Genomic DNA, 19,566 nt, shown 5'->3' with positions numbered 1-19,566 from the left:
CTCGCATGGCCCGACAGCAATTTGATCTGATCGTCTTCGACTGGGACGGCACGCTGATGGATTCGACTGCGCACATCGCGCACAGCATCCAGGCCGCTTGCCGCGATCTCGGCCTGCCCACGCCGTCGGACGAGGCGTCCCGCTACGTGATCGGCCTCGGCTTGCGCGATGCGCTGCAGATTACCGCTCCGACCCTCGATCCGTCCGACTATCCGCGGCTCGCCGAGCGTTACCGCTATCACTACCTGCTGGACGATCAGCGCATCGAGCTGTTCGCCGGCGTGCGCGAACTGCTCGCGGAATTGCGCGATACGGGATATTTGCTTGCGGTCGCGACCGGCAAGGGCCGGGTCGGGCTGAACCGCGTGCTCGACCAGTCGAAGCTGACGAGCGTGTTCGATGCGACGCGCTGCGCGGACGAGACGTTCTCGAAGCCGCATCCGGCGATGCTGCACGAACTGTCCCGCGAATTGGGGCAGGATCTTGCGCGCACCGTGATGATCGGCGACACCACGCACGACCTGCAGATGGCCGCGAGCGCAGGGGCGGCCGGCATCGGCGTCTCGTACGGCGCGCATACGGCCGACGCGCTGGCCGCGCTGACGCCGCGCTTCGTCGCGCCGGACGTCGTCGCGCTGGCGGCATGGCTGCGGGAGCACGCGTGAGCGCGGCGCAGGAAGCCGTGCGCGTGTGCGCATCGGACGCGCTGGCCGACGGCGGCGCCGGCGTGCGCGTCGACGCGACGCTGCGCGGCGAGCAGGCGGTCGTGTTCTTCGTGCGCTACGACGGCCGTGCGTACGGCTACCTGAACCGCTGCGCGCACGTGCCGATGGAGCTCGACTGGGCCGAAGGGCAGTTCTTCGAGTCGTCGGGCCTGTACCTGATGTGCGCGACGCACGGCGCGATCTACGCGCCGGATACCGGCAAGTGCGTCGGCGGCCCGTGCCGCGGCGGCCGCCTGCGGCCGGTGGAGGTCGACGAGCGCGACACGCCGGACGGGCGTGCGGTATTCTGGGTGCCCGATGCCGACCTGCGTCCCGCCGCTCCGACCCCTCCCGCCACGACCGACTGACGACACCACTGCATGGCCGACCAACCGAATAGCCCTGATTCCGCGTCCCGTCCCGACAGCCGCGAGCCGAACTGGGAGCGCGCGGCGCTCGAGCGGATCGCGCTCGCCGCCGTCAAGGAGCAGCGCGCCGCGCGTCGCTGGAAGATCTTCTTCCGCTTCGCGTTCCTCGGCGTGTTCGTGCTGCTCGCGTTCGCGCTGATCGATTTTTCGAGCGACTCGAAGTTCTCGTCGAGCGGGCGCCACACGGCGCTCGTGACGATCGACGGCGAGATCGCGGCGGGCACCAATGCGAACGCCGACGACATCAACACGGCGCTCGATGCCGCGTTCGATGACGACGGCACGGCCGGCGTCGTGCTGCGGATCAACAGCCCGGGCGGCAGTCCGGTGCAGGCCGGGATGGTCTATGACGAGATCCGTCGGCTGCGCACGAAGTATCCGGGCAAGCCGTTGTACGTCGTCGTGACCGACATGTGCGCATCGGGCGGTTATTACATTGCGTCCGCCGCCGACAAGATCTTCGTCGACAAGGCGAGCATCGTCGGCTCGATTGGCGTGCTGATGGACGGGTTCGGCTTCACGGGCCTGATGGGCAAGCTCGGCGTCGATCGCCGCCTGCACACGTCGGGTGAAAACAAGGGCTTCTACGATCCGTTCTCGCCCGAGACGTCGAAGATGGACGCCCACGCACAGGCGCTGCTCGACCAGGTCCATGCGCAGTTCATCAAGGCCGTGAAGGATGGCCGCGGCAAGCGCCTGCACGAAACGCCCGACATGTTCTCGGGCCTGTTCTGGACGGGCGAGAAGAGCGTCGAGCTCGGGCTTGCCGACGGCTACGGCACGACCGACACGGTCGCGCGCGACGTGCTGAAGGCGCCGGATCTCGTCGACTACACGGTGAAGGAAAGCCTGACCAACCGCGTCGCGCGCAAGTTCGGCGCGGCGGTAGGCGGAGCGGCGATGAAGGCGCTCACCGCGGGCGGCACGTCGTTCAGCCTGCGCTGAGCGGCGGCCGGCCGCCGCCGCGGCGAACCGGGCGGGCGCCCCGTGCCGAGAAGCGGCTGCGGTGCGCCCCTCAGTTCGCGAGCAGCAGGAAGATGGCCGGGCGCTTGTGCAGATTCGGCGCAGGCGCCTTTTTCCAGTCCGCCACCGAGCGGCTGGCGATCGTCTCGGTCTCGAGGGTCAGGTCGGCCGCGACGCAGATCTGCGTCGACGGCGCACAGGTCGCGACGAGCGTGTCGAGCATCGCGTGGTTCCGGTACGGCGTCTCGATGAAGATCTGCGTCTGGCGCGCCTTGCGCGACAGTTGCTCGAGTTCGCGCAGGCGCTTCGCGCGTGCGGCCGCATCGACCGGCAGGTAGCCGTTGAACGCGAAGCTCTGGCCATTCAGGCCCGACGCCATCAGCGCGAGCAGGATCGAACTCGGCCCGACGAGCGGCACGACCTTCACACCGCGCTCGTGCGCGCGGCGGACCAGCAGCGCGCCGGGATCGGCAACGGCGGGGCAGCCGGCCTCGGACACGAGCCCCGCATCCGCACCCGCCAGCACCGGCGCCAGCAGCCGGTCGATCTCGCCGGCTGGCGTGTTGACGTTCAGTTCGCGGATCTCGATTTCCTGGATCGGTCGCGTCGTGCCGATCTTCTTCAGGAACGCGCGGGTCGTTTTCGCGTTTTCGCCGATGTAATAGCCGAGCGTGCCGGCGCGAGCCTGCACGGCCGCAGGCAGTACGGCGGCGAGCATCGATTCGTCGCCCTCTCCGAGGGTGTTCGGGACGAGATAGAGCGTTCCGGCCGTCATGCGCGGTCTCCTTGGCTGGCGAAGAGTGGATAGCCCGCGGTGCGCAGCATCCGCGTGAGCGCGATCAGCGGCAGGCCGACGAGCGCCGTCGGGTCGTCGGAGTCGATCGCGTCGAGCAGCGCGATGCCGAGTCCTTCGGACTTCGCGCTGCCGGCGACGTCGTACGGCGTCTCCGCGCGCAGGTACGCATCGAGTTCGGCTTCGGGCAGTGAACGGAAGCGCACGTGGGTGACGACGTCCTCGCTCTGGGTTTCACCCGTGCGGCTGTCGTACAGGCTGAGCGCACTGTGGAACTCGACGTCGCGCCCCTGCATCGACAGGAGCTGCGCGAGCGCACGCTCGTGCGTACCGGGCTTGCCGATCTGGCGGCCGTCGAACGTCGCGACCTGGTCCGACCCGATCACGAGCACGCCGTCCGGCGCGTCGATCGTCGCGGCGACCGCGCGCGCCTTCGCGCCGGCGAGGCGCAGCGCGGTCGCGGCAGGTGTTTCGCCCGCGAGCGGGGTTTCGTCGAGCTCGGGTGACACGACGTCGAACGGCAGGCCGAGGCGCTCGAGGAGCGTGCGGCGGTAGCGGGAACTGGAGGCAAGAATCAGCCGCGGCGGGCGGCGAACGGTATCCGGCATGGTCGGTTGGGTCGGTGAGTCGTCGGGTGTAACGCGGTGTCGCGAGGGCGCAAGCATAAGTGATTGACCGCAAAAGGTAAAACAGGTATGCTTTCCCGCTTTTCGTCGGCAGGCTTTCACTGTGGTGGCGCCTGCCGGGTCTTCGGAAGTAAAGTACGTCATCGTACGCGGCGTAGATCGCGTACGTGAGCGGCGCCAAATGAGCGGCGCCAGCAAGCCGGATCCCGCAAGTCAGCCTGTAGGCAGGAGCGCAACATGAACACTTCTTCTGGCAAGCCTGCGGCATCGCTTGATCCGCACGCAGTCGACCTGTTCGAATTCGCCCGCAGCGGGCGGCAGGCAGCGGGTGCGGTGCGCCTGTCGCAACTGCCGCGCATGCTGAACGAAGTGCCGGCGGACGCGCCAGATCGCGACACGGTCTTCACGTGGCAGGCCGAAGGGTTCACCCAGAAGGAGTTGCAGGACGACGGCGCCGATGGGCAGCAGCCGTATCTGCGCCTCGCGGTGCACGGCCATGCGTGGCTCACGTGCCAGCGCTGCATGACCCCGTACGACCAGGCGTTCGGCGTCGACATGACGTACCGGGTCGTCGCGACCGAAGAAGAGGCTGAGGAATTTCCGCTCGACGACGATGAAGCCGATGTGATCGTGGGCTCGCGCCAGTTCGATCTCGTCGACTTGATCGAAGAGGAATTGCTGCTTTCGTTGCCGCTCGTGCCCAAGCACGAGGTTTGCCCGGCAGTTCACGAAAGCCTCGTGTCGGGTGCGAGCGGTCCTTCGGAAGACGCGGACGATGAGTCCGTCGAAGACGAGGACGAAGGCAAACGGCCGAATCCGTTCGCGGCGCTGGAAGCGCTGAAGAAGGACGGGGACGGCAACAAGAAACACTAAGCAGTTGTGGCGCGGGAAGGCGTAAGGGCTTTGGGCCAGGGTAGTTAAGCGCCGGATCGGGCTGTGTTAGAATCCGGAAAATTATTTAGGAGTTAGTCATGGCAGTCCAGCAAAACAAGAAGTCGCCGTCGAAGCGCGGCATGCATCGTTCGCACGATTTCCTGACGGCAGCGCCGCTGGCAGTCGAGCCGAGCACGGGTGAAGTGCACCTGCGTCACCACGTCAGCCCGAACGGCTATTATCGCGGCAAGAAAGTCGTCAAGACGAAGAACGACTAAGCGTCAAGTCACGCGTTGCGCGCTACGATCGCCGTTCGCGTGACAACTGGTTCGCTTGACACTTTCCTGGCTCAACAAAAAGGCGGCATTCAACTGCCGCTTTTTTGTGCCTGAAATTCGTCGCATTCCATGACCGTAAAGCTCACAATCGATTGCATGGGAGGCGACCACGGCCCGTCCGTGACCGTTCCCGCGGCAGTCAAGTTCGTCCGCGCGCATCCCGATGCGCACCTGATGCTCGTCGGCATCGAAAGCGCGATCCGCGCCCAGCTGAAAAAGCTGAAAGCACTCGACGATCCCGCGCTGACCATCGTGCCCGCCACCGAAGTCGTGGCGATGGACGACCCTGTCGAAGTGGCGCTGCGCAAGAAGAAGGATTCTTCGATGCGTGTCGCGCTCAATCACGTCAAGGAGGGCGCGGCCCAGGCCTGTATCTCCGCCGGCAACACCGGCGCGCTGATGGCCGTTTCCCGTTATGTGCTCAAGACGCTGCCCGGCATCGAGCGGCCTGCGATCGCGTTCGCGCTGCCGAATCCGACCGGCTACACGATGATGCTGGACCTCGGCGCGAACGTCGACTGCGAGCCGCAGCACCTGCTGCAGTTCGCGGAAATGGGGCACGCGCTCGTCGCCGCGCTCGAAGGCAAGGAGCGCCCGACGATCGGCCTGCTGAACATCGGCGAAGAGGTCATCAAGGGCAACGAGACGATCAAGCGCGCAGGTGAACTGCTGCGCGCCAGCACGCTGAATTTCCGCGGCAACGTCGAAGGCAACGACATCTACAAGGGTACGGTCGACGTGATCGTCTGCGACGGCTTCGTCGGCAACGTCGCGCTGAAGACGTCCGAAGGGCTCGCGCAGATGCTGTCCGACATCATCCGCGAGGAGTTTGGCCGTTCGCTGATGTCGAAGCTGATGGCGCTGCTCGCGCTGCCGGTGCTGATGCGCTTCAAGAAGCGCGTCGACCATCGCCAGTACAACGGCGCGGCGCTGCTGGGGCTGAAGAGCCTCGTGATCAAAAGCCACGGTTCGGCCGATGCCTACGCGTTTGAGTGGGCGATCAAACGCGGGTATGATGCCGTCAAAAACGGCGTGCTGGAGCGCCTCACGCGCGCGATGGCGGACAATTCGGTATCGCTCGGCGATGGCGAACACGACGCGGGCGGCGCGGGCCGGACGAGCCCGGCCGCAGGCCATCACGCCGAACCTTCCGCTGCGCAATCCTCTAAAGCATAAATGGCCCAATCGACTCTCTATTCCCGCGTGCTCGGCACGGGCAGCTACCTGCCGCCCGACCGCGTCACGAACCAGCAGCTCGCCGATCGTCTCGCGAAGGAAGGCATCGAGACGAGCGATGAGTGGATCGTTGCGCGCACGGGCATCCATGCGCGCCATTTCGCCGCACCGGACGTCACGACGAGCGATCTCGCGCTCGAAGCGGCGCGTCGTGCGATCGAGGCGGCCGACATCGATCCGCAGTCGATCGACCTGATCATCGTCGCGACTTCGACCCCTGATTTCGTGTTCCCCAGCACGGCATGCCTGCTGCAGAACAAGCTCGGCATCAAGAACGGCGGCGCGGCATTCGACGTGCAGGCCGTGTGCTCGGGCTTTGCCTATGCGATGGCGACGGCCGACAGCTTCATCCGCAGCGGCCAGCACCGTACGGCGCTCGTCATCGGCGCGGAGACGTTCTCGCGCATTCTCGACTTCAAGGACCGCACGACCTGCGTGCTGTTCGGCGACGGCGCGGGCGCGGTGATCCTGTCCGCGTCGGACGAGCCGGGCGTGCTCGGCAGCGCACTGCACGCGGACGGCAGCTATTCGAACATCCTCTGCACGCCGGGCAACGTCAATCGCGGCGTGATCGACGGCAGCGCGTTCCTGTACATGGACGGGCAGGCCGTGTTCAAGCTCGCGGTCAACGTGCTCGAAAAGGTCGCGATCGAGGCGCTCGCCAAGGCGAATCTCGCACCCGAGCAGGTCGACTGGCTGATTCCGCACCAGGCCAACATCCGCATCATGACCAGCACCTGCCGCAAGCTCGGCCTGCCGCAGGAGCGCATGGTCGTGACGGTCGACCAGCACGGCAATACGTCGGCGGCATCGATCCCGCTGGCGCTCGACGTCGCAGTGCGCGACGGCCGCATCCAGCGCGGCCAGCACGTGCTGATCGAAGGCGTCGGCGGCGGCTTCACCTGGGGCGCGTCGGTCTTCCGCTTCTGATCCGCGGCGCGCGAGCGCTGCACGCGGATCCCGAACCGGCGCGCCGTTCGCGCGCGCCGTCCGAATCGATTCAATTGGGGACGATATGAAATTTGCATTCGTTTTTCCGGGGCAGGGCTCGCAGTCGGTCGGCATGCTCAATGCATTCGCCGACCTGGCCGTCGTGCGCGAGACGCTCCAGGAAGCATCCGATGCACTCAATCAGGATCTCGGCAAGCTGATCGCCGAAGGTCCGGCCGACGAGCTGAATCTGACCACCAACACGCAGCCCGTGATGCTGACGGCCGCCTACGCGTGCTATCGCGCATGGCAGCAGGCCGGCGGCCCGGCGCCGTCGATCGTCGCGGGCCACAGCCTCGGCGAATACTCGGCGCTCGTCGCTGCGGGCGCGATCGCGTTCAAGGACGCAGTGCCGCTCGTGCGCTTCCGCGCGCAGGCGATGCAGACCGCCGTGCCGGTCGGCCAGGGCGGCATGGCCGCGATCCTGGGTCTCGACGACGACACGGTGCGCGCGGTGTGTGCCGAAGCCGCGGAAGCGGGCGTAGTCGAGGCGGTGAACTTCAACGCGCCGGCGCAGGTCGTGATCGCGGGCGCGAAGGCGGCCGTCGAGAAGGCATGCGAGATCGCGAAGGCGAAGGGCGCGAAGCGCGCGCTGCCGCTGCCGGTATCGGCGCCGTTCCATTCGTCGCTGCTCAAGCCGGCGTCGGACCAGTTGCGCGACTATCTCGCGAACGTCGACGTGAAGGCGCCGCAGATTCCGGTCGTCAACAACATCGATGTCGCGGTGGTCAGCGATCCGGCCGCGATCAGGGATGCGCTGGTGCGCCAGGCCGCAGGCCCGGTGCGCTGGGTCGAATGCGTGCAGCACATCGCGGGCACGGGCGTCACGCACGTGATCGAATGCGGTCCGGGCAAGGTGCTGGCAGGCCTGACGAAGCGCATCGACGGCAACCTGGTCGGCGCATCGGTGTTCGATCCGGCTTCGCTCGACGAAGCACTGAAGCTGGTGACCGCCTGACGCGGCGCCTTTCCTCAAGAGACGGATATTCGATTCATGGAAAAGACTCTCGATAAACAGGTCGCGATCGTGACCGGCGCTTCGCGCGGCATCGGCCGGGCGATCGCGCTCGAACTCGCGCGCCTGGGCGCGACGGTGATCGGCACGGCGACGAGCGAATCGGGCGCCGCCGCGATTACCGCCGGGTTCGCGGAAGCGGGCGTGACGGGCCGCGGCGCGGTGCTGAACGTCAACGACGCGGCGGCTGCCGAAGCGCTGATCGACGCGACCGTGAAGGAATTCGGCGCGCTCCACGTGCTCGTCAACAACGCCGGGATCACGCAGGACCAGCTCGCGATGCGGATGAAGGACGAGGACTGGGATGCGGTGATCGACACCAACCTGAAGTCGGTGTTCCGCCTGTCGCGTGCGGTGCTGCGCCCGATGATGAAGGCCCGCGGCGGCCGCATCATCAACATCACGTCGGTGGTCGGCTCGGCCGGCAACCCGGGCCAGGCCAACTACGCGGCCGCGAAGGCCGGCGTCGCGGGCATGACCCGTGCGCTCGCACGCGAGATCGGCAGCCGCGGCATCACGGTGAACTGCGTCGCGCCGGGCTTCATCGACACCGACATGACGAAGACGCTGCCGGAAGAACAGCAGACCGCGCTCAAGACCCAGATTCCGCTCGGCCGCCTCGGCAGCCCGGAAGACATCGCCCATGCCGTCGCGTTCCTCGCCTCGCCGCAGGCCGGCTACATCACCGGCACGACGCTGCATGTGAACGGCGGCATGTACATGTCGTAAGGATTTTCGTTTAACATCCGCGCCGTATCCCGTTTTTCAGGCGGATCGGCGCTTGATCGGCCATCAAGCCAACGCGCGTTTTTGCCGGCAGCAAACCTGATAAAATGCGCGCACTTGTAAATCTGAACTTTCCCTCGGAGGGGTAATGGATAACATCGAACAACGTGTCAAGAAGATCGTCGCTGAACAACTGGGCGTCGCTGAAGCCGAGATCAAGAACGAAGCATCGTTCGTGAACGACCTGGGCGCGGATTCGCTCGACACGGTCGAACTGGTGATGGCGCTCGAAGACGAGTTCGGCATGGAAATCCCGGACGAAGAAGCAGAGAAGATCACGACCGTTCAGCAAGCGATCGACTACGCTCGCGCAAACGTCAAGGCGTAAGCGCCTTTCGCGCTTGTCCGCCACGTCGCCGCGATCTTCGCGATTGACGCACCATCCTGCCGGCATTCGCGCCGGACGGACTAACAGCCACAGGGCTCGCAGGGCTGATTCCTGTGGCCACTGTGGCTTTTGTTTTTGTCATCCAATGGAAAAGAGGTTACCGTGAGCCGCCGTCGTGTTGTCGTTACAGGCCTGGGGCTGATTTCGCCCGTTGGCAATAATGTTGCCGACGGCTGGGCCAATCTCGTCGCCGGCAAGTCCGGCATCGCCACCGTCACGAAGTTCGATCCGTCGAACCTCGCCGTGCATTTCGCGGGCGAGGTGAAGGGTTTCAGCGCCGAGGAATACATTCCCGCGAAGGAAGCCCGCAACATGGATACGTTCATCCATTACGGCATCGCAGCCGGCGTCCAGGCAATCCGGGACAGCGGCCTCGAAGTGAACGAAGCCAATGCGGAACGCATCGGCGTGCTGGTCGGCTCCGGCATCGGCGGCCTGCCGATGATCGAAGACACGCACCAGACCTACGTCGATCGCGGCGCACGCCGGATTTCGCCGTTCTTCGTGCCGGGTTCGATCATCAACATGATCTCGGGTCACCTGAGCATCATGTTCGGCCTGAAGGGCCCGAACCTCGCGGCCGTGACGGCCTGCACGACCGGTCTGCACAGCATCGGCCTCGCGGCACGCCTGATCCAGGCCGGCGATGCCGACGTGATGGTCGCGGGCGGCGCCGAATCGACGGTGTCGCCGCTGGGCATCGGCGGCTTCGCGGCCGCGCGTGCGCTGTCGACCCGCAACGACGATCCGGCTACCGCATCCCGTCCGTGGGACAAGGACCGCGACGGCTTCGTGCTGGGCGAGGGTTCAGGCGTGATGGTGCTCGAGGAGTACGAGGCGGCCAAGGCGCGCGGCGCGAAGATCTATGCGGAAGTCTCGGGCTTCGGCATGACGGGCGATGCGTACCATATGACCGCGCCGAACATGGACGGTCCGCGCCGCTGCATGGTCGCGGCACTGCGCGACGCCGGCGTGAATGCGGACGAGGTCCAGTATCTGAACGCGCACGGCACGTCGACGCCGCTCGGCGACAAGAACGAGTCCGAAGCGGTGAAGGCGGCATTCGGCGAGCACGCGTACAAGCTCGTCGTGAACTCGACGAAGTCGATGACGGGTCACCTGCTGGGTGGCGCGGGCGGCCTCGAGTCGGTGTTCACGGTGCTGGCGCTGCACAACAACGTGTCGCCGCCGACCATCAACATCTTCAACCAGGATCCCGAGTGCGATCTCGATTACTGCGCGAACACCGCGCGTGACATGAAGATCGACGTGGCCGTGAAGAACAACTTCGGCTTCGGCGGTACCAACGGCACGCTGGTGTTCAAGCGCGTCTGACGCTGAAATCGCTTGACGAGTCCATTCGATGCTCCGGCCGGGCGTCCGCAGCGCTTTGCGTTGCGGGCCTCGGCCGTGTCGTATGTCGTGCTGGCCGTGTTCGTTGCGGCGGCTGCCGCGTCCGCGTACCTGTTCTGGGCGCCGCGGGCCGGTGCCGCCGCCGGCGCGTGCGGGTCCGCGGCGACGGCCGCACTGCTTGCGGTGTGTGCCGCACGCACCTGTGCCCGTCGGCTGCCGGCCGAGCTGCGGATCGATGCATTCGGGGAGATTGCGGCGTTTGGCCGCACCGGGCGCCTGCTGGCCCGGGGCCGCGTGACCGGCCATGCACACTGGAGCAGCCTGCTGCTCGTGCTGTCGGTCGGGCAGGGCGCCCGGCGTGCCCGGCCGCTGCTGATTCCGGCCGATGCGCTCGATGCCGCATCGTTCAGCGCGCTGTCCGTGCTGGCGCGTACCGCGGGCACGGCGGGGCGGGCATGACGGCGGCGCGGTTACCGACCGTAACCAGCGGCCGGCGCCGGAACGCTACAATAACGTTCCGCGTTGCATCCCTAGTTAACGGATTTGTCAGGTGAGTGAAAAAGAAATCGATCAGGCTCTGGTCGAGCGCGTACAGAAAGGCGACAAGGCAGCGTTCGAACTCCTGGTCTCCAAATACCACCGCAAGATCATTCGGCTGATCTCGCGCCTCGTGCGCGATCCCGCCGAGGTCGAGGATGTGGCCCAGGACGCGTTCATCAAGGCGTATCGTGCACTGCCGCAATTTCGCGGCGAGTCGGCGTTCTACACGTGGTTGTACCGGATTGCCGTCAATACGGCGAAGAACTACCTTGCGACGCAGGGCCGCCGGGCACCGACCTCCACCGAGGCCGATGCCGAGGAAGCGGAAACTTTCTCCGACGCAGACCAACTAAGGGATATCAACACGCCTGAGTCGATGTTGATGAGCAAGCAGATTGCCGAGACGGTCAACGCTGCAATGGCCGTCCTGCCCGAAGAACTGCGCCAGGCGATTACGCTGCGCGAGATCGAGGGACTGAGCTACGAAGAGATCGCGGAAATGATGGATTGTCCGATCGGGACGGTCCGGTCGCGGATCTTCCGGGCGCGCGAGGCAATCGCTGCGAAATTGCGTCCGCTGCTCGATACGCCCGAAGGCAAGCGCTGGTAAGCGCGACGGGTGCAACGACGCGGGTCGGGGTCTAGTTACGGATAGAGTCGTGAAATCACGACGGGGTGTGTGCAAGATGGGGAGCATCATGGGGTCGGTCAATACGCAGTCGCAAGCGTGCTCGCGCGGCGAGCGCCTTTCCGCTCTGGTCGACGGTGAACTGTTCGACGGCCCGGAACACGGGCAGTTTCTGGCTGAGCTCGACCGCGCGGATCGCGCTGCGTGGGCCCATTACCACCTGATCGGCGATGCGCTGCGCTCGGACGAGCTCGCGCTGTCGCCCGCGCTGAGCGTCGCGTTTACCGCGCGCATGTCGGCCGCGCTCGAAAGCGAGCCGCACCTGCTCGCGCCGGCTGCCGCGCCGGTCGCGCGCAAGCTGCTGTCGCTGCGCCGCCGTGTCGTGCCCGCGTTCGCGGTGGCCGCCGCGGCCGCCACGCTGACGTGGATCGTCGTCCCGCAAATGCAGACGGCCGGTGTGCCGGGCGCCGTCCAGGTCGCATCGACAGGCGCGCCGCAGAGCGGCAGCCTGCAGCGCGTGACGGTTGCGCAGGCATCGGCGCAGCCGGGCCTGCAGGACGTCAACATCATTCGCGACGCAAGTCTCGACCAATACCTTGAAGCGCACCAGCAATTCGCTCAGCAGCCCGTCGTCACGGGCTCGATGCCGCTGATCCGCGCTGCCGTGACCACCACGCCAGGCCAATAAACCCGATGCGGACATTGCAGTTGAATCACACCATCTCCGGATGGAAGCGGCTGCCGGCCCTCCTGCTTTGCGCAGCCGCCCTGTTGTCCGTTCAATCCGTCCCAGCCAGCGCCCAGCAACCGGACGACCCCGTCGCCACCCGCAAGGGTGCGGCGGACTGGCTCGACCGCATCCAGCAGGCGGCGCAGCAGCAGAGCTACGAGGGTACGTTCGTCTACCAGCGCGGCGGTTATGTCCAGTCGTCGCGCATCGCGCACGTCGCGTCCCGGGACGGCGAGTTCGAGCGGATCGAGTCGCTCGACGGCAAGCCGCGCAAGGTCCTGCGGCATAACGACGAGCTTTACACGTTCGTGCCCGAGCGCAAGCTGTGCGTGGTCGAGCGCCGCCAGACGCGCGATTCGTTCCCCGCGCTGCTCGGCGCGGGCGGCGAGCACGTGATGTCCGTTTATGACGCGAAGCTGCTCGGCAAGGACCGTGTGGCAGGGATCGACGCGCAGGTGGTCGAGCTCGTGCCGAAGGATGCATACCGCTTCACGTACAAGCTGTGGGCCGACGCCCGTACCGGGCTGCTGCTGCGTTCGCAGACGCTCGATGCAAGCGATCACGTGCTCGAGCAGGTCGCGTTCTCGCAACTGCAGACGGGTGGCGCGACCGGCGACAAGTCCGCGATCGCGGCCGGCATGCGGAACCTGAGCGGCTGGACGGTGGTCCGTCCGCCGGTCGCGACGGTCGACATGGAAGCGCAGGGCTGGCAGATCGCGCCGACCATCGCCGGCTTCCGGAAGATTCGCGAGGTGCGCCGGCCGATGGCCGCGCGCGACGCCGGCGATCCACCGATCGCGGTCGACCAGGCCGTCTTCACCGACGGGCTCGCGACGATCTCCGTCTTCATCGAGCCCGCCGAAAAGAACACGCGCAAGGAAGGCGCGGGCAGCACCGGCGCGACCCACGTTCTCGTGAAGCGCCGCGGCGACTACTGGATCACCGTGCTCGGCGAAGTGCCGCCGGCCACGTTGCAGCAGTTCGCGTCTGCCATAGAATACAAGGCTTCCAAGTAACGCTACGGCTTCCGACATGACGAAACTCACGCTGCGCAAAGTGCTCGCGGCGGCGGCGCTGTGGGCCTGCCTGCCGCTCGTCCCGCAAACCGCGGCCGCTGTCACGCCTCCCGCTGCCAGCCTTCCCGACTTCGCCGATCTGGTCGAGAAGGTCGGCCCGGCCGTCGTGAACATCCGGACCACCGCGAACGTGCCGATGCCTGGCCCGCGCGGCGGGCTCCCGCCGGGCTTCGACAACGGCGACATGTCGGAATTCTTCCGGCGCTTCTTCGGCATTCCGCTGCCGCAGGCGCCCGGCAACGGTGGCGGCAACGGCAACCCGAAGAACGCGCCGGCGCCGGACAATCCGCCCGACACCGAGCAGAACCGCGGTGTCGGTTCGGGCTTCATCGTGTCGGCAGACGGTTACGTGATGACCAACGCGCACGTCGTCGACGATGCGGACACCATCTACGTGACGCTGACCGACAAGCGCGAATTCAAGGCGAAGCTGATCGGCGTCGACGACCGCACGGACGTCGCGGTGGTCAAGATCCAGGCGTCCAGCCTCCCGGTCGTCGCGATCGGCGATTCGAACAAGGTGCGCGTCGGCGAGTGGGTCGTCGCGATCGGCTCGCCGTTCGGCCTCGACAACACCGTGACGGCCGGCATCGTCAGTTCGAAGAGCCGCAACACGGGCGACTATCTGCCGTTCATCCAGACCGACGTCGCGGTGAACCCCGGCAATTCGGGCGGCCCGCTGATCAACATGCAGGGCGAGGTGATCGGCATCAACTCGCAGATCTACAGCCGCACCGGCGGGTTCATGGGCATTTCGTTCGCGATTCCGATCGACGAGGCGATGCGCGTGGCCGACCAGCTGAAGGCAACCGGCAAGGTCACGCGCGGCCGCATCGCGGTGGCGATCGGCGAGGTGACGAAGGACGTGGCCGACTCGATCGGGCTGCCGAAGGCGGAGGGCGCGCTGGTCAGCAGCGTCGAGCCGGGCGGTCCGGCCGACAAGGCGGGCATCCAGCCGGGCGACATCATCCTGAAGTTCAACGGCCGGCCGGTCGATGCGGCGTCGGATCTGCCGCGCATGGTCGGCGACACGAAGCCGGGCACCAAGGCGACCGTGAGCGTGTGGCGCAAGGGTCAGGCGCGCGATCTGCCGATCACGATCGCCGAGACGCCGGCAGAGACGACGGTGAAGGCCGAGCAGCGCAAGAACGCGCCGCAGAAGCCGCGCCAGGCCAATTCGCTCGGCTTGACGGTCAGCGACATTCCGGCGGATCAGATGAAGTCGCTGAAGCTGAAGAACGGCGTGCAGATCGACGGTGTCGACGGCCCGGCGGCGCGGGCGGGCCTGCAGCGCGGCGACATCGTGCTGCGCGTCGGCGACACCGACATCACGAGCGCGAAGCAGTTCGCCGAAGTGACCGCGCAGCTTGATCCGCAGAAGGCGGTCGCAGTGCTCGTGCGGCGCGGCGACAACACGCAGTTCGTGCCGGTGCGCCCGCGCCCGGCCCAGAAGTAACGCGCCGATGTTCACGCTCTACGGCCGCGGCTGGTGCCACCTGTGCGACGACATGCGCGACGCGCTGGCCCCGGTGGCGGCCGAATTCGGCGTTGTGCTCGACTACGTCGACATCGATGCCGATCCGGCACTCGTCGCCCGCTACGACGAGGATGTGCCGGTGTTGCTGCTGGACGGCACGGAAGTCTGCCGCCACCGGTTCGACGAGGCGAAGGTACGCGGTGCACTCGCGGCCCGGCGCTGAGCCGGGCCGGGGTGCCTGACGCGCCCCGCTCGGGGCTGTCGGCGGCAGGATCGCCCGCCAGCGCGTCCGGCAGGGTGCCCCGGGCCAGGCGTCCCTGACCGGGCGTCCCTAACCGGGCGTCCCAAATTACCGCCCGGCAAAGGCCTTTTCGGCTAAAATAGGCCGTTTTTTCACCGACTTACAAGGCGTGCTCCGCAGTCGTCGAGCGCGCCTTTTTCGCTTGATCGGCACTGAATGGATCATATTCGCAATTTCTCGATCATCGCGCACATCGACCACGGCAAGTCGACGCTCGCGGATCGCATCATCCAGGTATGCGGCGGCCTCGCCGACCGTGAAATGGAAGCGCAGGTGCTCGACTCGATGGATATCGAGCGCGAGCGCGGCATCACGATCAAGGCGCAGACGGCTGCACTGTCCTATCGCGCCCGCGACGGCAAGGTCTACAACCTCAACCTGATCGATACGCCGGGGCACGTCGACTTCTCGTACGAAGTCAGCCGTTCGCTGTCCGCGTGCGAAGGTGCGCTGCTCGTGGTCGACGCGAGCCAGGGCGTCGAGGCGCAGACGGTCGCGAACTGCTACACGGCGATCGAGCTCGGCGTCGAGGTCGTGCCGGTGCTGAACAAGATCGACCTGCCGGCCGCGAACCCCGAGAACGCGATCGAGGAGATCGAGGACGTGATCGGCATCGACGCGACCGATGCGACGCGCTGCAGCGCGAAGACGGGTCTCGGCGTCGAGGACGTGCTCGAGGCGCTGATCGCGAAGGTGCCGCCGCCGAAGGGCGATACGGCCGCGCCGCTGCAGGCGCTGATCATCGACTCGTGGTTCGACAACTACGTTGGCGTCGTGATGCTGGTTCGCATCGTCAACGGCACGCTGCGTCCGAAGGACAAGATCAAGATGATGGCGACCGGCGCGCAGTATCCGGTCGAGCACGTCGGCGTGTTCACGCCGAAGTCGCGCAATCTCGAATCGCTGTCGGCAGGGCAGGTGGGCTTCATCATCGCCGGCATCAAGGAACTGACGGCCGCGAAGGTCGGCGATACCGTCACGCACGTGACCAAGGCTGCCGCCGAGCCGCTGCCGGGCTTCAAGGAAGTGAAGCCGCAGGTGTTCGCGGGCCTCTATCCGGTCGAGGCGAACCAGTACGACGCGCTGCGCGAATCGCTCGAGAAGCTGAAGCTCAACGACGCGTCGCTGCAGTACGAGCCGGAAGTGTCGCAGGCGCTCGGCTTCGGTTTCCGCTGCGGCTTCCTCGGGCTGCTGCACATGGAAATCGTGCAGGAGCGGCTCGAGCGCGAGTTCGACATGGACCTCATCACGACCGCCCCGACGGTCGTCTACGAGGTCGTGCAGAGCGACGGCTCGACGATCATGGTCGAGAACCCGGCGAAGATGCCGGAGCCCGGCCGCATCGCCGAAGTTCGCGAGCCGATCGTCACCGTGAACCTGTACATGCCGCAGGACTATGTCGGCTCCGTGATCACGCTGTGCGAGCAGAAGCGCGGCTCGCAGATCAACATGCAGTATCACGGCCGCCAGGTGCAGCTCACGTACGAGATCCCGATGGCCGAGATCGTGCTCGACTTCTTCGATCGCCTGAAGTCGGTGTCGCGCGGCTATGCGTCGATGGACTACGAGTTCAAGGAATACCGTTCGTCGGACGTCGTGAAGGTCGACATGCTGATCAACGGCGACAAGGTCGACGCGCTGTCGATCATCGTGCACCGGTCGCAGTCGCAGTATCGCGGCCGCGAAGTTGCCGCGAAGATGCGCGAGATCATCCCGCGCCAGATGTACGACGTGGCGATCCAGGCCGCGATCGGCGCGCACATCGTCGCACGCGAGAACATCAAGGCACTGCGCAAGAACGTGCTCGCGAAGTGCTACGGCGGCGACATCACGCGAAAGAAGAAACTGCTCGAGAAGCAGAAAGAAGGTAAGAAACGCATGAAGCAGGTGGGTTCGGTCGAGATCCCGCAGGAAGCGTTCCTCGCGATCTTGCGCGTCGAAGACAAATAACAGGACTGATCCTTTTATGAATTTTGCGCTGATTCTTTTTGTGCTCGTCGTCGTGACGGGCGTAGCGTGGGTGCTGGACAAACTGGTGTTCCTGCCGCGGCGACGCAACGCGGCCGATGCGGCGATCGAGGAGTTCGATCGCCAGCAGGCGCGCATCGACAAGCGTTTCGCGGACGAAAACGCGGTGCAGACGCGTTCGAAGCTGCGCGACGAAAAGCTGCGCCAGCCGTGGTGGCTCGAGTACACCGCGAGCTTCTTCCCGGTGATCCTGGCGGTGTTCGTCGTGCGTTCGTTCATCGTCGAGCCGTTCAAGATCCCGTCGGGCTCGATGGTGCCGACGCTGCTGGTCGGCGACTTCATCCTCGTCAACAAGTTCGAGTACGGTCTGCGCCTGCCGATCGCGAACACGAAGATCACACAGGGCAGCCCGCTGTCGCGCGGCGACGTCGTCGTGTTCCGCTATCCGAAGGACGAGTCGGTCGACTACATCAAGCGCGTGATCGGCCTGCCGGGCGACACCGTCGCCTATCAGGACAAGCAGCTGACGATCAACGGCCAGCCGGTGCCCGAAACGCCGCTGCCGGATTACTTCGACGACGAGCGCCAGAACTACGCGAAGCAGTTCGAGGAAACGATCGGCGCGAAGAAGAACGCGATCCTCAACAACCCTGCCGTGCCGCCGTTCGTGATGGGCGCCTACGACTATCCGTATCGCGACAACTGCACGTACAACAGCCGCGGCGTGATCTGCAAGGTGCCGCCGGGTCATTACTTCATGATGGGCGACAACCGTGACAACAGCGCGGACAGCCGCTACTGGGGTTTCGTGCCAGACAACAACATCGTCGGCCGCGCGTTCTTCATCTGGATGAACTTCGGCGACCTGAAGCGCATCGGTTCCTTCAACTGACCGCGTTCGACGTACACGCAATACGCGACGCACGGGCCGCGTCGCGTATTGCCGAACTACTTTAAGAACCGGCGGTAACACCGCCTCGTCACGCCTTTTCGCGTCCGGCCGTGCCGTTTCGGCCCGACCGGCGCCCGCGTTATACTCCTGCACATGCCCCTATCCCAGTTGGAAAGCCGGCTGCGCTACGAATTTCGCAATGCGGAATTGTTGCGCCAGGCTTTGACCCATCGTAGTCACAGTGCCACGCACAACGAACGGCTCGAGTTTCTCGGCGACTCCGTTCTGAATTGCGCGGTGGCCGCCCTTTTGTTCCAGCGTTTCGGCAAGCTGGACGAAGGCGACCTGTCGCGCGTGCGCGCCAATCTCGTCAAGCAGCAGTCGCTGTATGAAATCGCTCAGGCCCTGAATATCTCGGAAGGGCTGCGGCTGGGCGAGGGCGAACTGCGCAGCGGCGGCTTCCGCCGCCCGTCGATCCTCGCGGACGCGTTCGAAGCCATCATCGGGGCCGTGTTCCTCGATGGCGGCTTCGAAGCCGCCCAAGGGGTCATCAAGCGCCTCTATATCCCGATTCTCGACCATATCGATCCGCGCACGCTCGGCAAGGACGCGAAGACGCTGCTGCAGGAGTACCTGCAGGGGCACAAGATCGCGCTGCCGACCTACACGGTCGTCGCGACGCATGGTGCGGCGCACAATCAGCAGTTCGAGGTCGAATGCACGGTGCCGAAGCTCGACGTGAAGGTGTCGGGCTCCGGCGCGAGCCGGCGGGCGGCCGAGCAGGCTGCCGCGAAGAAGGCGCTCGACGAGGTGCTGGCGGCCGCGCCGATGCTGGCCGCAAAGCCGAAACGTTCGAAGAACGCACGCGGATCGAAGCACGTCGAGCCCGAAATCGTGCCGGGCGTGAAGGGCGTGCAGGAAGCGCTCGACCTGCGTTCTCCGGAACGGAAGGAGCGTGCGGTGGCGCGCGACGCGAAGATGGCTGCTGCGTCTGCTGCGTCCGACGCCGGCGCGCAGCCGACCGAGCGGCCGGCGCAGGCGCCGATGGCCGCGATTCGCGCGGCGCACGTGGAAACGGCTGCGGACAAGGCTGACCGTTCCGCGAAGCCGACAGCCGACAAGCCTGCCGAAAAGACGTCCGACAAGCCGTCGGATCGCGGCGAAACCGGCTCACGCGCGGCGGACAAGCCGGCCGAGCGCGCCGACAAGCCGGCGGAAGGCACACCCCGTGCAGCCGACAAGCCAGCAGGCCAGGCGACCGATCCGGTCGTGTCGTCCGCTGACAAGCCGGCGGCCGGTTCCGATGCCGCTTCGCGTGCGGCGCCGCGCGCCCGCGACGCTGCGGCGCCCGACACCGAGACGCCGCCAGGCGGCGCAAGCCTCGCCGCCGCGCAGGCGCGCGCGGCCGATGCCGACCACTGAATTGCCCATCGATCGTGCCGCGCGTCGCGCGGCCGGTTC

Annotated in this window: 22 protein-coding genes; 20 read left to right on the top strand and 2 right to left on the bottom strand. The window is 66.2% G+C overall.

From position 1 onward, the window contains the following. Positions 1–5: 5 nt before the first annotated feature. From DIE22_RS22440 to DIE22_RS22430, 3 genes are read left to right on the top strand one after another with little or no spacing between them, the layout of a single operon-like run. Positions 6–665, top strand: coding sequence for an HAD-IA family hydrolase (locus DIE22_RS22440; protein WP_124606123.1), 660 nt, complete (start codon positions 6–8; stop codon positions 663–665). Beyond that, entirely contained in the window at positions 662–1,072 is a 411-nt protein-coding gene (locus DIE22_RS22435; RefSeq protein WP_124500205.1) for a Rieske 2Fe-2S domain-containing protein, read from the top strand. Before DIE22_RS22440 ends, DIE22_RS22435 begins: the two co-directional genes overlap by 4 nt. Positions 1,073–1,084: 12 nt before the next feature. After that, a complete protein-coding gene (locus DIE22_RS22430; RefSeq protein WP_124500161.1) occupies positions 1,085–2,077 on the top strand; it encodes a S49 family peptidase in 993 nt (330 codons plus the stop codon). Positions 2,078–2,147: 70 nt separating this feature from the next. On the opposite strand, the gene DIE22_RS22425 is transcribed toward DIE22_RS22430, so the two are convergent. Together DIE22_RS22425 and DIE22_RS22420 are read right to left on the bottom strand one after the other, a co-directional pair. After that, positions 2,148–2,870, bottom strand: a complete 723-nt coding sequence (locus DIE22_RS22425; RefSeq protein ID WP_124500160.1) for an SAM-dependent methyltransferase — start codon at positions 2,868–2,870, stop codon at positions 2,148–2,150. Continuing rightward, a complete protein-coding gene (locus DIE22_RS22420) occupies positions 2,867–3,496 on the bottom strand; it encodes a Maf-like protein (RefSeq protein ID WP_124500159.1) in 630 nt (209 codons plus the stop codon). The genes DIE22_RS22425 and DIE22_RS22420 overlap by 4 nt, the downstream gene beginning before the upstream one ends. A gap of 255 nt (positions 3,497–3,751) precedes the next feature. Here DIE22_RS22420 and DIE22_RS22415 point away from each other — a divergent pair, with 255 nt between their 5' ends. From DIE22_RS22415 to rnc, 17 genes are all read left to right on the top strand, one after another. After that, positions 3,752–4,387 carry a DUF177 domain-containing protein gene (locus tag DIE22_RS22415; protein ID WP_124606122.1) on the top strand — a complete coding sequence of 212 codons (636 nt, stop codon included), beginning with the start codon at positions 3,752–3,754 and terminating at the stop codon, positions 4,385–4,387. A gap of 98 nt (positions 4,388–4,485) precedes the next feature. Then, positions 4,486–4,665 (top strand): 50S ribosomal protein L32, encoded by a 180-nt coding sequence (gene rpmF / locus DIE22_RS22410; protein ID WP_006051932.1) that lies wholly within the window; start codon positions 4,486–4,488, stop codon positions 4,663–4,665. Between the two features lie 129 nt (positions 4,666–4,794). Beyond that, on the top strand, positions 4,795–5,901 hold the full coding sequence (gene plsX / locus DIE22_RS22405; RefSeq protein ID WP_124500157.1) for a phosphate acyltransferase PlsX: 1,107 nt from the start codon (positions 4,795–4,797) through the stop codon (positions 5,899–5,901). Further along, positions 5,902–6,891: a beta-ketoacyl-ACP synthase III gene (locus tag DIE22_RS22400; protein WP_124500156.1), complete on the top strand. Its 990-nt coding sequence runs from the start codon at positions 5,902–5,904 to the stop codon at positions 6,889–6,891. It begins immediately after the preceding gene. A gap of 85 nt (positions 6,892–6,976) precedes the next feature. Next, on the top strand, positions 6,977–7,909 hold the full coding sequence (fabD, locus tag DIE22_RS22395) for an ACP S-malonyltransferase (protein ID WP_124606121.1): 933 nt from the start codon (positions 6,977–6,979) through the stop codon (positions 7,907–7,909). Positions 7,910–7,945: 36 nt separating this feature from the next. Beyond that, the gene (gene fabG / locus DIE22_RS22390; RefSeq protein ID WP_059678690.1) at positions 7,946–8,695 is read left to right on the top strand and encodes a 3-oxoacyl-ACP reductase FabG; all 750 of its coding nucleotides are present in this window, start codon (positions 7,946–7,948) and stop codon (positions 8,693–8,695) included. 145 nt (positions 8,696–8,840) lie between these two features. Continuing rightward, complete coding sequence (gene acpP / locus DIE22_RS22385; protein ID WP_004197638.1) at positions 8,841–9,080, top strand: acyl carrier protein; 240 nt, start codon at positions 8,841–8,843, stop codon at positions 9,078–9,080. Positions 9,081–9,242: 162 nt separating this feature from the next. Further along, positions 9,243–10,475 (top strand): beta-ketoacyl-ACP synthase II, encoded by a 1,233-nt coding sequence (gene fabF, locus DIE22_RS22380; RefSeq protein WP_124500154.1) that lies wholly within the window; start codon positions 9,243–9,245, stop codon positions 10,473–10,475. Between the two features lie 12 nt (positions 10,476–10,487). Continuing rightward, positions 10,488–10,952 carry a protein YgfX gene (locus DIE22_RS22375; RefSeq protein ID WP_124500153.1) on the top strand — a complete coding sequence of 155 codons (465 nt, stop codon included), beginning with the start codon at positions 10,488–10,490 and terminating at the stop codon, positions 10,950–10,952. Between the two features lie 91 nt (positions 10,953–11,043). Beyond that, positions 11,044–11,643 carry an RNA polymerase sigma factor RpoE gene (gene rpoE, locus DIE22_RS22370; protein ID WP_006752490.1) on the top strand — a complete coding sequence of 200 codons (600 nt, stop codon included), beginning with the start codon at positions 11,044–11,046 and terminating at the stop codon, positions 11,641–11,643. Between the two features lie 88 nt (positions 11,644–11,731). Then, positions 11,732–12,349: a sigma-E factor negative regulatory protein gene (locus DIE22_RS22365; RefSeq protein WP_124606151.1), complete on the top strand. Its 618-nt coding sequence runs from the start codon at positions 11,732–11,734 to the stop codon at positions 12,347–12,349. 5 nt (positions 12,350–12,354) lie between these two features. After that, a complete protein-coding gene (locus tag DIE22_RS22360; RefSeq protein ID WP_124606120.1) occupies positions 12,355–13,407 on the top strand; it encodes a MucB/RseB C-terminal domain-containing protein in 1,053 nt (350 codons plus the stop codon). Between the two features lie 16 nt (positions 13,408–13,423). Then, on the top strand, positions 13,424–14,923 hold the full coding sequence (locus tag DIE22_RS22355; RefSeq protein ID WP_124500151.1) for a DegQ family serine endoprotease: 1,500 nt from the start codon (positions 13,424–13,426) through the stop codon (positions 14,921–14,923). A gap of 7 nt (positions 14,924–14,930) precedes the next feature. Then, a complete protein-coding gene (locus DIE22_RS22350; RefSeq protein ID WP_124500150.1) occupies positions 14,931–15,167 on the top strand; it encodes a glutaredoxin family protein in 237 nt (78 codons plus the stop codon). 234 nt (positions 15,168–15,401) lie between these two features. Then, positions 15,402–17,195: a translation elongation factor 4 gene (lepA, locus tag DIE22_RS22345; RefSeq protein ID WP_124500149.1), complete on the top strand. Its 1,794-nt coding sequence runs from the start codon at positions 15,402–15,404 to the stop codon at positions 17,193–17,195. 16 nt (positions 17,196–17,211) lie between these two features. Then, complete coding sequence (gene lepB / locus DIE22_RS22340) at positions 17,212–18,105, top strand: signal peptidase I (protein ID WP_124606119.1); 894 nt, start codon at positions 17,212–17,214, stop codon at positions 18,103–18,105. 153 nt (positions 18,106–18,258) lie between these two features. Further along, positions 18,259–19,527: a ribonuclease III gene (rnc, locus tag DIE22_RS22335; protein WP_124606118.1), complete on the top strand. Its 1,269-nt coding sequence runs from the start codon at positions 18,259–18,261 to the stop codon at positions 19,525–19,527. Positions 19,528–19,566 lie beyond the last annotated feature (39 nt).

The organism is Burkholderia sp. Bp9142, from assembly GCF_003853415.1.
Lineage (GTDB): Bacteria > Pseudomonadota > Gammaproteobacteria > Burkholderiales > Burkholderiaceae > Burkholderia.
Note: the sequence above shows the minus strand (reverse complement) of the source record. Positions and strands in the feature narration are given on the sequence as shown.